Raw genomic sequence first — 12,417 nt, 5'->3', positions numbered from 1 at the left:
CCGGTTCTCCTCTGGGTCAGGTCAGAAACAGGCCGCACACGGTAGCGATGTGGGGCCCGGACCGGTACCGCCCGGGGCTTCCTCTCAGCCGAAGGGGCTCTACCCAAACGGAAAGGCTGCTACGACCTCGTAGACCGGACGCTTCCTCGGCCCCTCGCCGAGTCGTGAGTGCACCAGCGCGAACGACGAGACGGTCCAGGTCGGGCCACGGTACGCATCGAGCAGCCGCACCCAGTTGCTGAGCTCCATCGGCGTCCCGGTCCGAGCGACCGTCAGATGGGGTCGGAAGCGGCCGCCGTCGACCTCGACCCCGGCCTTGACCAGGGCGTTCTTCGCCCCGGCGGCGGTCCGGTCGAGCTCCTCGGCGGCATCGGTCTCGACGCCCGCGTAGAGGACCTTGCCCTCGGCCACGTTGGGGAAGGCGCCGCCTCCGGTGACGGTCAGCTCGAAGGGCGTACGCCGCCCCGCGGCCGTCTCCAGCCGCTCGATCGCGTCATCGAGGGACCTGTCGGGGACGTGCTCGGCGAAGGCGAGCGTCAGATGGAGCTGGTCGGGCGCCGACCAGCGGAAGGCGGCCGCGTCGCGGCGTACGGACAAGAACTCGTCGAGATCCTCGATCACCGACTCCGGCGGGATGACCGCCACGAACATTCGATTCATCGATGTCCATTGTGCCCGGCTGCAGGGGCCGGGTCACCTGAGTTGTGTGCCGAGGAGATCGCCGACGAGATAGGTGACCAGCATCGCGAGCAGGCCGCCGGCGACGTTGCGCAGGGCCGCCCGGAAAGGTGGCGCGTAGCCGAGGCGCGCGCTGGTCCAGCCGGTGACGGCTAGCGCGCCGGTGACCGTGAGGACGGTGCCCCAGATGCGGGCGCTGTCCGGGAGGAGCATGATCGACAGCAGAGGCAGCAACGCGCCGAGGGTGAACGACAGCATCGACGCCCAGGCTGCGGACCACGGCGAGGTGAGGTCGTCCACATCGATACCGAGCTCGAGGACGGCGTGGGCGCGCAATGCGTCGCGATCCGTGAGCTGCTCGGCGACCTCGGCCGCGGTCTCGGGCTCCAGCCCCCGCTCGCGCAGGAACCCCTCCAGCTCGCGCAGCTCCTCCTCGGGCATGTCCCGCAGCTCGCGACGCTCCTTGGCGATCAGCGACTTCTCGGTGTCGCGCTGGGTCGAGACGGAGACGTACTCCCCCGCCGCCATGCTGATCGCACCTGCCACCAGAGCGGCCACACCGGCGATGAGGATCGAGGCGTCGTCGGTGGTCGCCCCCGCGACACCCATCACGACACCGGCGGTGGAGACGATGCCGTCGTTGGCGCCGAGGACGCCCGCACGCAGCCAGTTGAGACGATTCTTCAGGCCCTCGGCCCGCTCCTCGGCGTCCCCGTGGCCCGCGTGGGCACCCTCACTGGGGAGCGTCACTGCTCGCCTCGCCGGGGACGGGCTCCTGTGGGTTCTCGCAGAAACGGACCGGGCCGCTCTCGCCGCCGTGGTACTCGTAGGTCTTGCCCCCGGCCTCGAGCACCACGCGTACGCCGTCGGTCAGCACCATCGTGTACATCTTCCCGGGCTCGGGGCAGCCGAGGCTGCCGTCGCGCCAGGTCACCTTGTCGTGGGAGACGACGGTGATCTCCTCGCTCTTCACCCCCTGACGATTGGCCAGGTCGGCGATCGCGGCTGCGACCTTCGGGTCCTCGGCGGGCGTCGGGCTGGACGTTGTGGGCACGTCAGACACGTTAGCGCCTGGGTCGGTCGCCTCGGAGCCACATCCGGCCATCGTCGGTGCCAGCGTCAGCGCCAGAACGGGCAGCAGGTACGCCGCGGGGCGGATCTTGCGCTTGCTCTTGTCGGTGCTGGTCTCGGTGGGGGTCATACCCATGGGTACGCCAGCGGTTCGGGGTTCGTTGCGCACGATCAGATCCCGAACCGCGTCACACGCTCTCGCGTACGCCCGGCTCCGCGCCCCGCGTCGGCCTCGCCGTCCCAGGTGTAGACCTCGGTCCCGGTGATGAAGACGCGCTCGGCGCGGTGGTCGGTGTCGAGGGGGTCTCCGGACCAGATGACCACGTCGCCGTCGAGGCCGGGGGCGATCGCGCCGACGCGGTCGTCGAGACCGAGGAAGCTCGCCGGGTTGGTGGTGATCGCGGCCAGGGCCGTGTCGCGCGGCAGGCCGTCACGTACGGCGAAGGAGGCCTGGTGGACCAGGAAGTTGATCGGGATCACCGGGTGGTCCGTGGTGATCGCGACCCGCACGCCCGCGGCGGCCATCGCGGCGATGTTGCGGTTGGCCCGGTTGCGTACCTCCACCTTCGAGCGGCTCACGAACATCGGGCCGTAGATGACCGGGATGTCCTTCTCGGCGAGCACGTCGGCGAGCAGATGGCCCTCGGTGCCGTGGTTGACGACGAGGCGGTAGCCGAACTCCTCGCTGAGCCTGATCGCGGTGGCGATGTCGTCGGCGCGGTGGGTGTGCTGGTCCCAGGCGAGCTCGCCGGCGAGGACGCGGGCGAGGGTCTCCTTGCCGAGGTCGCGATCGAAGGGCTCACCCTTCTCCTCGGCGGCTGCCCTCTTGGCGGCGTAGTTCTGGGCCTCGACGAAGGCCTTCCGGATGATGTTGGCGACACCGAGGCGGGTCGATGGAGTCTTGTTCTGATCGCCGTAGACGCGCTTCGGGTTCTCGCCGAGCGCGCTCTTGACCGAGACCGAGTCGGAGACCACCTGCTCGTCGATGGTCCGCCCGCCCCAGGTCTTGATCGCGACGGTCTGGCCGCCGATCGGGTTGCCGGACCCGGGCTTGATCACCGCGGTGGTCACCCCACCGGCGAGGGCGTCGCGGAAGCCCTCGTCCTCGATGTTGATGGCGTCGATCGCCCGCAGGCCGGCGCCGTCGGGGTCGGTCATCTCGTTGGTGTCGTCGCCGGCCCAGCCCTCGCCCTGCTCATGGGTGCCGATGTGGCCGTGGCCCTCGACGAACCCCGGCAGCAGCCACTTCCCGTCCGCGTCGATGATCTCGATGCCCTCGGGGATGGCGACGTCCGCGCCGACGGCGGTGACCACGCCGTCCTCGATCACGACGGTGCCGTTCTCGATCGGCTCCGCCGAGACCGGGACCACGTACGCATGGGTGATGGCGACAGAGGATCGCTGAGTCATGGCTGTCATCATGCCGGGCTCGGACGGACGACGTGCTGGAAGAGGGAGGCGTAGGTCTTCGCGGCGGTCACCAGCTCCGTGACCGCGACGCTCTCGTCGGGTCGGTGGGCCTGCTCGGCGACGGAGCCGGGGCCGAGCACGACGACCGGGATGCCCGCGCTCGCGACGAAGCCGCCGTCGCAGGCGGCGGTCCAGCCGGTCGGGGCAGCTGCGGGTGCTCCGGCTGCGGCCAGGGCGGCGGCGACGTTGTCGACAATCGGATCGTCGACCGGGGTCTCGAAACCGGGCATGTCCATGGTCATCCGGACGTCGACGGCAAGGCCGCGTTCGCCGAGGTCGAGAGCGGCCAGGCGGCTCTCGACGTCGTTCCGTACGTCGCTCGCGGACTCGCCCGGGAGCAGGCGGCGGTCCGCGGTGATCCGGCAGTGCGCGGCGACGGTCGAGGTCGCCTGGCCGCCCTCGATGGTGCCGACGCTCCAGGTCGCCGGGCCGCACAGCGGGTGTGGGCTCGCAGCCAGCTCGTCGTGCCAGCGCTCGATCTCGGCGATCACCTGGGCCATGCCGTGGATCGCGTTGCGACCGTCGGACGGGTTGCCGGAGTGGGCGGCTCTGCCGGTGAGGTCGATCTCGAGGAAGCGTCGCCGCGGGCCGCGATCACCGGCTGCAGGCTGGTCGGCTCGACGACCAGGCAGGCGATGTGATGATTTGTCGACAATCCGCGGACGAAGTGGCGGATGCCGAGGCCGAGCTCTTCCTCGTCGACGAGCACGGCGAGAGTGATCGGTGGCCGGTCGGCGGTGTTGTCGACTGTGGACAATGCGACGATCGCCGCTGCCAGGCCGCCCTTGGTGTCCGCGCTGCCTCGCCCGTGCAGCCGCCCGTCGCGTACGTCACCGGAGAACGGGTCGCCGCTCCAGCCGTCGCCGGGCGGCACCACGTCGGAGTGGCTCACGATCAGCAGCCCCGGCCCGGGACCGCTGCCGACCCGCGCGATCAGGTTCGCGCGCCCGGGCGCGGCCTCGTCGTGGGCCACCTCGAAGCCGCGCCGACGGCACTCCTCGGCGAGCACCGCGACCGTCGCGGCCTCCTCCCCCGGCGGGTTCTGACCGCGGGCGCGCACCAGCCGCTGGGCGAGCGCGACGACCTCGTCGGCATCGACCGAGGTCACCGGCCCTCCCGGACGAGACGATCGACCGCTCGCCGGAGCCGGGCGATGCCCTCGGCGATCCGCTCGGGTGGGGTGGAGGCGAAGCAGAGGCGCATCGCGTGCGGGAAGAGCCCGCCTGGCGAGAACGCGTTGCCCGGGATCAGCGCGACGCCCTCGGCGAGGGCGACCTCGAACAGTGCGGTGGTGTCGACCGGCGGGTCGAAGGTGACCCAGAGGAAGAAGCCGCCGTCGGGGTCGGTCCACGTCGCCCGGCCGTCGAAGTGCTCGGTCAACGCGGCACGCATCGCCTCCTTCCGCTCCTTGTAGACAATCCGCTGATCGGCCACATGGGCGTCGAACCCGCCGGAGTCGAGGAACCCGGCGAGCTGACGCTGCGCCGGCAGGTTGGTGCACGTGTCCATCGCCTGCTTGGCGTTGATCAGCAGCTGCCCCAGCGACGGGTCGGCGTCGATCCAGCCCACCCGCAGCCCCGGCGCGACGGTCTTGGAGAAGGTGCGCACCGAGAAGACCAGCGGGTCACCCTCGGCCAGCTCGTGCAGCGTCGGCAGCGGGTCGCCGGCGAACCGCAGCAGCCCGTAAGGGTCGTCGTCGATGAGGATCGAGCCCCACGCGCGGGCGAGCTCGATGAGCCGGACCCGGCGCTCCAGCGACAGGGTCGCCCCCGACGGGTTCTGGAAGGTCGGGATGGCGTAGATCGACTTCGGGCGGCGGCTGGTGCGGCGTACCTCTGCCTCCAACCGCTCGACGTCGAGGCCCTCCTCGTCGACCGGGATCTCGAGGAGGTCGGCCGAGTACGAGAGCGCGGTCGCGCTGCCGTTGGTGTAGGTCGGCGCCTCGACGACGACCAGGTCGCCGGGGTCGGTGAAGAGCTTGTGGACGAGATCGAGACCCTGCATCCCGCCGGAGGTGATGGTGAGCCGGTCGGAGGTGGTCTCGTCGCTGGTGCCGGCCAGCTGGGCCAGCAGCGCCTCACGCAGCGCCGGATCCCCCTCGGTGGCGGCGTAGTCGAAGGCATGCGGCTCCAGCGGGACCGCGGCCAGCGCGGCGGCCGGGATCGCGTCCTGGGCCGGGCTGCCCATGGCGAGGCGGACGATGTCGTGGGTCTGCCCGGCCAGCAGCGACGTACTGGAGTCGATCACCGAGCCCACGAGGTGCTCGCTGCGCGCTGCCAGGGGCAGCCGGATGTCCGTGCGGATTGTCGACATTCGACATTCCCTCCTTGGTGGACTACTCGTTGACGATCAGCTGACGCGGCATCGAGGTCAGCGGCTCGGGCAGGTGCTCGGTGACCAGGACCGACTCGGAGAGCTCATAGGCCCAACCGTCCATCCACATCCCGAGGATCACATGGAAGGCCATCCCGGGCTCGAGAACCGTCTCCTCGCCGGCCCGGAGGCTGACCGTCCGCTCGCCCCAGTCGGGCGGGAAGCCGATGCCGATCGAGTACCCGATCCGGGAGTCCTTGCTGAGCCCGTGGGCGGCGATCACCCGGGTGAAGGCGGCATGTACGTCGGCACCGGCCGCCCCCGGTTTCATCGAGCCGAGTGCGGCCTCCATGCCCTCGGCCGTCGCGGTGGCGCAGTCGAGGAGCTTGGCCGACGGCGGCCCGAGGCAGACGGTCCGGGCGAGCGGGGCGTGGTAGCGGTTGCGTACGCCGGCGAGCTCGATCGTGGTCCCCCCACCTCGCCGCAGGACCCTGTCGGTCCAGGTCAGATGGGGTGTGTCGGCGCTGACGCCGGTCGGCAGCAGCGGCACCAGCGCCGGGTAGTCACCACCGACCCCGCCGACGCTGACCGTCTGCGCCGCCTGGATGTCGGCGACGACGTCGCACTCGCGTCTCCCCGACCGCACCCCCGCGAGGGCCGCCGTCATCGCCCGCTCAGCGACCACGCCCGCGGCTCGCATCTCGTCCTGCTCGGCCGGCGACTTCACCAGGCGCACCCAGTTGACCAGCTCCTCGCTGTCGACGATCCGCGCGTGCGGCAGGGCGCGCTGCACGGCCAGGAAGCCGCGTACCGGCAGATAGTGGGCGTCGAGCTCCATGGCGACGATCGCGTCAGGACTGTCGACAAATAGATTTAGCTCCCGCGCCCGCGCGGCGATGTGGTCGTAGGGATGGACGTCGGGCCGGTGGACCAGCTCCTCCGGATAGGCGTGGATCCGCTCCTCCGGCAGCACCGCCGTGTGCCGGGCACCGTGGGCGTCCATCGCCCGCAGGAATAGATGTGGCTCACCACGAGCCGGCACCACCGCACACTGCGGCACGTAGAAGGACCAGGCGTTGTAACCGGTCAGGTAGTAGAGGTTCGCCGGGTCCGCGACCACCAGCGCCGCCCAGCCCCGCTCCGCCATCCGCTGCTGGACCCTGCCCAGCCGCTCCGCGAACTCCTCGGGGCCGAAGACGCTCACCACACCAACACCGTTCCCGCCACTCGATCATCGTGACGGAGCGCTCTGATTGTTGACAATAGACAACCCGAAGATTTCGAACGGTCGTAGCGTCGCCGAAACACCGGGAAGTACGCCGACGGGCGCCCACCCGAAGGTGGACGCCCGTCAGAGACGTAGGTGCAGAGAGAACTCAGAAGCCGAGATCGCGGCCGATGAGCTCCTTCATGATCTCGTTGGAACCGGCCCAGATCTTGGTGACTCGGGCGTCGCGCCAGGCGCGAGCGACGCGGTACTCGTTCATGAAGCCGTAGCCGCCATGGATCTGGACGCAGTGGTCGAGAACCTCGGACTGCGCCTGCGAGGACCACCACTTGGCCTTGGATGCCTCTACCGGGGTGAGCTCACCGCGGGCGTGCGCGGCGACGCACTTGTCGACGTACGCCTCGGCGACCTCGATCTGGGTGACCAGCTCGGCGAGGAGGAACTTGTTGTGCTGGAAGGCACCGATGGACTGGCCGAAGGCCTTGCGGTCCTTGGCGTACTGCACGGTCTCGAGCAGGATCTGCTTGGCCTGCGCCACGTTGGCGACGGCACACGAGACGCGCTCCTGCGGGAGCTCCTCCATCATGTGGATGAAGCCGCGGTTGAGCTCGCCGATGATCTCGGCGTCGGTGACGCGTACGTTCTCGAAGAAGAGCTCGGCGGTGTCGGACTCCTCCATGCCGACCTTGTCGAGCTTGCGGCCGCGCGAGAAGCCCTCCTTGGTCGCCTCGATCGCGAAGAGGGTGATGCCCTTGGCGCCCTTCTCCGGGTCGGTGCGGACCGCGGTGATGACCAGGTCGCAGGAGTAGCCGTTGGTGATGAAGGTCTTGGAGCCGTTGATGACCCACTCGTCGCCGTCGCGGACCGCGGTGGTCTTCAGCGCGGCCAGGTCGGAGCCGCCGGACGGCTCGGTCATGCCGATGGCGAGCAGGATCTCACCGGAGGCCACGCCCGGGAGCCAGCGCTGCTTCTGCTCCTCGGTGCCGAGGCGGACCAGGTAGGGCGCGGTGATGTCGGAGTGGATGCCGACGCAGGTCGGGTAGGCCGCGCCGATCTTGGCGAGCTCCTCGGCGAGGACCGCGTTGAAGCGGAAGTCGTCGGCGCCGGCGCCGCCGTACTCCTCCGGGATCGCGAGACCGAGGAAGCCGTTCTCGCCAGCCTCCAGCCAGAACTCGCGGGGCAGCGCCTTGTCGGCGATGTGCTTGTCGGTGTGGGGCTTGACCGAACGCTCCAGCCACTGCTGGACGGAGGCTCGGAAGTCCTCGTGGTCTTCCTCATAGTGGTCGCGCTTCAGCATGCGTCGGAGTCTACGCGCACTGGTTACTCGGTGGTAACCGCCGTTTCAAAACGGCAGATTCATCTGGTGATCCGGACGGGCGTACGCCAGGCCACCACCAGCAGCGGAACCGAGACGACCAGGCCGACGACGAAGACGACATGCAGCGCCGGCGCGAGGACATCAGCAGGCAAGGCCTCGAGCGGGGGCACCTCTCCCCCGGCGTACTCACGCCTGACCAGGCCGTTGGCGACCGCCCCGAAGAGCGCGACGCCCAGCGCCGAACCGACCGAGCGGGCGAACATGTTGGACCCGGTCGCCACTCCACGCACCTCCCAGTCGACCGCCGACCCGGCCGCGACGACGCCCGGGTTGACCGACCAGCCGAAGCCGAGGCCGAGCACGAAGCACGGCACCGCCAGGTGCCAGATCGACGAGCTCTCGCCGACCGTGACCAGCACCAGTCCGCCGACGATGACCAGCAGCGCACCGAGCCCGACGGCGGTCCGAAAACCCCGAGACAGGTAGATCCGGCCTGCCGTGGCGGCGGCGATCGGCCAGCCGATGCTCATCCCGGCGAGCGCGAACCCGGCCACCAGCGCCGAGTGACCGAGCACGCTCTGGGCATAGAGCGGGACGTACGTCGTCAGCCCGAGCATCACCACGCCGACGATCAGGCTGGCGGCGTTGGCCGGCGCGAGGACGCGATGGCTGAGGACCCACGGCGGCAGGACCGGGTCGGCGGCACGGCGCTCGACGAACCCGAAGGCCACGAGGGCCGCGACGCCGACCGCGAAGATCAGGTACGACGGCCAGGAGGCCCACGCCCAGGCGTGCCCGCCCTCGAGCAGACCGAGCAGCAGCGCGATGCCGCCGACCGTCAGCAGTCCCGCGCCGGCCCAGTCGATGGCCTGACCGTCGACGGCAGCCGGACGGTGCTCACGGAAGTGCCGCAGCAGCCACAGCGCGACCGCCCCGACCGGCAGGTTGATCAGGAAGATCAGCCGCCAGTCGAGGTAGTCGGCGAAGAGGCCGCCGAGCGTCGGCCCGACGATGGCGGCGGTGGCCCAGACCGAGGCGACGTACGACGTCGCGACCGCGCGCTCCTCCAGCGTGTAGATGTCGGAGACGATCGTCATCGCCATCGGCTGGATCGCCCCGGCGCCAATGCCCTGGATCGCCCGGAAGACGATCAGCGCGGTCAGCGACCATGCCAGACCGCAGAGCAGCGACCCGACCAGGAAGGCCACGATCCCGGCGATCATCACCGGCTTGCGCCCGAGCCGGTCGGCGACCTTGGCATAGAGCGGCGTCGTCACCGCGGTGGCCAGCACGTAGATGGAGAAGAGCCACGGGAACTGCTCGAAGCCGCCGAGGTCCTTCACCACGCTCGGTACCGCCGTCGCCAGGATCGTCATGTCGATCGCGACCAGACTGAGCGACACCATCACCGCGAGCAGGATCGGTCCGCGCTCGCTACGAAGTCCTACCGAACTGCGCGTTGGTCTGGTCGTCGAGGTGGGCACATTACTTAGCAATCCTCACGACCGCCCGTTCATTCCTTTGCCCGAACGCGAGCCGCGATGCGTACGTCCAGGTCGGCGAGCTCATCGAGGATGTCGCCCGCGCCCCACACCTGGTTGCGGGTGCGGTTGGTGAGCGGGCGGATGATTCCTGCACCACGGAGGCGGTCGATGACCCGATGTGTGGTCGCAACGGAGAGGCCCAGATTGTCCTCGACGTCCTCGGTGGTGACCACGGGCTCCTCCGCCAGCTTGTCCAACAGCGACTCGGCCGCACTGGCCCTGCTCGGCCTCACCCGCTCACGCCAGTCGCTCGGCAGCTCAGCCAGCCGGGACGCCGTCACCTTCGACTCCTCAGCGGCGACCGTCGACGCGGTCGCGATGATGCTGATGATCGGCTCGGTGTCGCCCGCGTGGAAGTCGTTCAACGCCTGGAAGTAGGCACTGCGACGAGCTGCCAGAGCGGAGGCGACCGGGATGGTCACGGAGCGAGCGATGCCGCGACGACGTACGACTGCCGCGGCAAGCGCTCGACCGATGCGGCCGTTGCCGTCGGTGAACGGATGGATGGCCTCCAACTGCGCGTGCGCGATCGCGGCCTGCGGAATCACCGCGATGTCGTCGCGGGTCGCGAAGTCGATCAGGTCCTTCATCAGGCCGGGGACACGGTCCGGTGGCGGAGGCACGTAGATCGCGCCCCGAGGCGAGTGGTCACTGCCCCCGATCCAGTTCTGCATGTCACGCCAGCGCCCGGCGTACGGCCCATCGATGGGGTCGTCACGCATCAGTCGCCGATGCGCGTCGAGGAGCGTCTCGAGATCGAGCGGGCCGGAGACGAGACGGTCCAGAGCGCCGGTGGCACGGACCATCGAGAGCGCAGACGAGTTCGACTTCGCACCATGCAGGGCACGGACATAGTCCTCGACCGAGGCGATCTCGTGCTCGATCTTCGACGACGCGATCGACTCGGCGCGCAGGAGCATCGTCGCCAGCGGGCGAAGCTGAGGGCCATGGGTGGCGTCCAGCGACGCGATCGCTCGAACTGCGTCGTCGCACTCGGCAGCCACGCCGGGCGGGACACTCAGGCTGACACCGGAGATGCGCGCGGGGATACTGACCGTCACCTCTGCCAGCCGACGGTCCTCGATAGTGCCGCCTTTGACGCTCTGGCGCCACGGCATGACGACACGCTCCGCCGCTGGAATCAACGTCGCGCCGCGCTCGATCATGAGAAGAGCGTACGCGTTATTCTCACTTTTCCCTGAAAAGTGAGAATAACGGCAGAGATGTTCTCACTTTTCCAGCTCGGCGAGGTCGAAGACCTCGCCGGCGGCGGGCTCCTCGACCTGGAACTCCTTGTCGAAGTCGGAGAAGATGAGCTCGCCGGAGCTGCCCTGGGTCCACTTCACGATCCGGTGGGGCTCGGAGGCCAGGACGTACGTCCGGCTCTCGGTCTCGCCGTGGGTGACGTCGAGACGTACGGCGGGGCCGTCGGCGGCCATCGCCGGGCCGATCGCCTGGGCCTCGGCCTCGGCCGGGACCATCTGGGCGGTGAGGCTGTCGATGCTGCAGAAGGCACGCAGGCTGGCCAGCTCTCCCTCGAGTTCGACCCACTTCTTTCCGACGCGCTTGGCGATGCGCTCGCCCTCGCCCTTGGCCGGCGCGATCGCCTTCCAGAACTCCTTGTCGCCCTGGTACCAGGCCGAGCCGTCGATGGAGCGTAGCGAGATCTGGCCGTCGCCGATGCTGACCTTGCCGACACAGGCGTCGTCGGCGGAGACATCGAGGTCGACGGTGATCTTGGTGCCCTCCGAGTCGAGGACGTCACCCTCGACGTGCACGGTCTTGATGTCGTGCATCGCGGTGCGGGCGTCCTCGGCGATCTGGTTGCCGGGCTCCTTCGCGTAGTCGCGCGCCTGGGACAGCGATCCCTCCTCGTCCCCACAGCCGGCGAGAGCGCTGGTCAGCGCGACGATGAGGGCGGTCGTGAGCACGGCATGGCGAAACACGCGGCCTATCGTGACAGAGTTTACGAACGGGTCAACGCGCAAGGGCCTGTACGTCGGCAACCCACTCGGGCACGAGCTTGCCGGCGGGCCCGTGACGGGCGTCGTCGAAGAGGTGCGAGGTCTCGGACGGGTCCAGGTTGAGCTCGAGAGTCTTGGCCCCGGAGCGGGCCGCCATGCGTACGAAACCGGCGGCCGGATAGACCGCGCCGCTGGTGCCGATCGCGACGAAGAGATCAGCCTGGGCGAGGGCGCGCTCGACCAGGTCGAGGTCGTAGGGCATCTCGCCGAACCACACCACATCGGGCCTCAGGGTGTCGTTGCCGCAGCCCGGGCAGGCGGGGGCGTCGGCGAGGTCGTCGTCCCAGGCGAACCTGCCCTGGCAGGAGTCGCAGAGGGCCGAGAGCAGCTCGCCGTGCATGTGCACCACCCTGCGGGAGCCGGCGCGTTCGTGCAGGTCATCGACGTTCTGGGTGACCACCAGCAGCTCGTCGCCGAGGACCTGCTCGAGCCTGGCCAGCGCGATATGGGCCGGGTTGGGCACCACCGCACGCAGCTCCCGGCGGCGGTCGTCGTAGAACCGATGGACCGTCGCGGGATCACGATGGAACGCCTCGGGTGTCGCCACGTTGTCGACGTGGTGACCCTGCCAGAGCCCATCGGCATCCCGGAAGGTCGCGAGACCGCTCTCGGCGGAGATCCCGGCTCCGGTGAGCACGACAACTTTCACAAGGATTCAGGCTAGCGACGTTGACGAAACATCCGCTGCCCCCTGACCGCGGTTTTGGTCACCCGATCGGTATTTGTGATCGAACCGAGGCCGTGCCGACGCCGGCCGGCGAGGGTATGGAC

Annotated in this window: 13 protein-coding genes; all 13 read right to left on the bottom strand. The window is 69.5% G+C overall.

The genetic code is table 11. From position 1 onward, the window contains the following. Positions 1 to 99 precede the first annotated feature (99 nt). Positions 100 to 660, bottom strand: coding sequence for an RNA 2',3'-cyclic phosphodiesterase (gene thpR / locus ACW14X_RS16780; protein WP_350838636.1), 561 nt, complete (start codon positions 658 to 660; stop codon positions 100 to 102). A 33-nt stretch (positions 661 to 693) separates the two neighbouring features. Further along, positions 694 to 1,428 carry a VIT1/CCC1 transporter family protein gene (locus tag ACW14X_RS16775; protein WP_201451195.1) on the bottom strand — a complete coding sequence of 245 codons (735 nt, stop codon included), beginning with the start codon at positions 1,426 to 1,428 and terminating at the stop codon, positions 694 to 696. After that, positions 1,412 to 1,885 (bottom strand): hypothetical protein, encoded by a 474-nt coding sequence (locus tag ACW14X_RS16770; RefSeq protein WP_457162722.1) that lies wholly within the window; start codon positions 1,883 to 1,885, stop codon positions 1,412 to 1,414. The genes ACW14X_RS16775 and ACW14X_RS16770 overlap by 17 nt, the downstream gene beginning before the upstream one ends. Positions 1,886 to 1,920: 35 nt before the next feature. Then, a complete protein-coding gene (locus ACW14X_RS16765; protein WP_457162721.1) occupies positions 1,921 to 3,159 on the bottom strand; it encodes an amidohydrolase in 1,239 nt (412 codons plus the stop codon). Between the two features lie 8 nt (positions 3,160 to 3,167). Continuing rightward, entirely contained in the window at positions 3,168 to 3,728 is a 561-nt protein-coding gene (locus ACW14X_RS16760; protein ID WP_457166072.1) for a M20 family metallopeptidase, read from the bottom strand. Then, positions 3,707 to 4,327: a M20/M25/M40 family metallo-hydrolase gene (locus ACW14X_RS16755; RefSeq protein ID WP_457162720.1), complete on the bottom strand. Its 621-nt coding sequence runs from the start codon at positions 4,325 to 4,327 to the stop codon at positions 3,707 to 3,709. Before ACW14X_RS16755 ends, ACW14X_RS16760 begins: the two co-directional genes overlap by 22 nt. Beyond that, positions 4,324 to 5,532: an aminotransferase-like domain-containing protein gene (locus ACW14X_RS16750; RefSeq protein ID WP_457162719.1), complete on the bottom strand. Its 1,209-nt coding sequence runs from the start codon at positions 5,530 to 5,532 to the stop codon at positions 4,324 to 4,326. Before ACW14X_RS16750 ends, ACW14X_RS16755 begins: the two co-directional genes overlap by 4 nt. Positions 5,533 to 5,554: 22 nt before the next feature. Further along, on the bottom strand, positions 5,555 to 6,736 hold the full coding sequence (locus ACW14X_RS16745; RefSeq protein ID WP_457162718.1) for a M24 family metallopeptidase: 1,182 nt from the start codon (positions 6,734 to 6,736) through the stop codon (positions 5,555 to 5,557). A gap of 172 nt (positions 6,737 to 6,908) precedes the next feature. After that, positions 6,909 to 8,057, bottom strand: a complete 1,149-nt coding sequence (locus ACW14X_RS16740) for an acyl-CoA dehydrogenase family protein (RefSeq protein ID WP_373292297.1) — start codon at positions 8,055 to 8,057, stop codon at positions 6,909 to 6,911. Positions 8,058 to 8,116: 59 nt separating this feature from the next. Continuing rightward, positions 8,117 to 9,484, bottom strand: a complete 1,368-nt coding sequence (locus ACW14X_RS16735; protein ID WP_457162717.1) for an MDR family MFS transporter — start codon at positions 9,482 to 9,484, stop codon at positions 8,117 to 8,119. A 107-nt stretch (positions 9,485 to 9,591) separates the two neighbouring features. Then, the gene (locus ACW14X_RS16730) at positions 9,592 to 10,788 is read right to left on the bottom strand and encodes a Fic family protein (protein WP_457162716.1); all 1,197 of its coding nucleotides are present in this window, start codon (positions 10,786 to 10,788) and stop codon (positions 9,592 to 9,594) included. Positions 10,789 to 10,851: 63 nt separating this feature from the next. After that, the gene (locus ACW14X_RS16725) at positions 10,852 to 11,568 is read right to left on the bottom strand and encodes a hypothetical protein (protein WP_457162715.1); all 717 of its coding nucleotides are present in this window, start codon (positions 11,566 to 11,568) and stop codon (positions 10,852 to 10,854) included. 31 nt (positions 11,569 to 11,599) lie between these two features. Then, the gene (locus ACW14X_RS16720) at positions 11,600 to 12,295 is read right to left on the bottom strand and encodes an NAD-dependent deacylase (protein ID WP_457162714.1); all 696 of its coding nucleotides are present in this window, start codon (positions 12,293 to 12,295) and stop codon (positions 11,600 to 11,602) included. Positions 12,296 to 12,417: the final 122 nt, after the last annotated feature.

It is taken from the genome of Nocardioides sp. YJ-D4 (assembly GCF_054031495.1).
The sequence above is the reverse complement of the archived record's forward strand: the minus strand, read 5'-3'. Positions and strand labels throughout refer to the sequence as shown.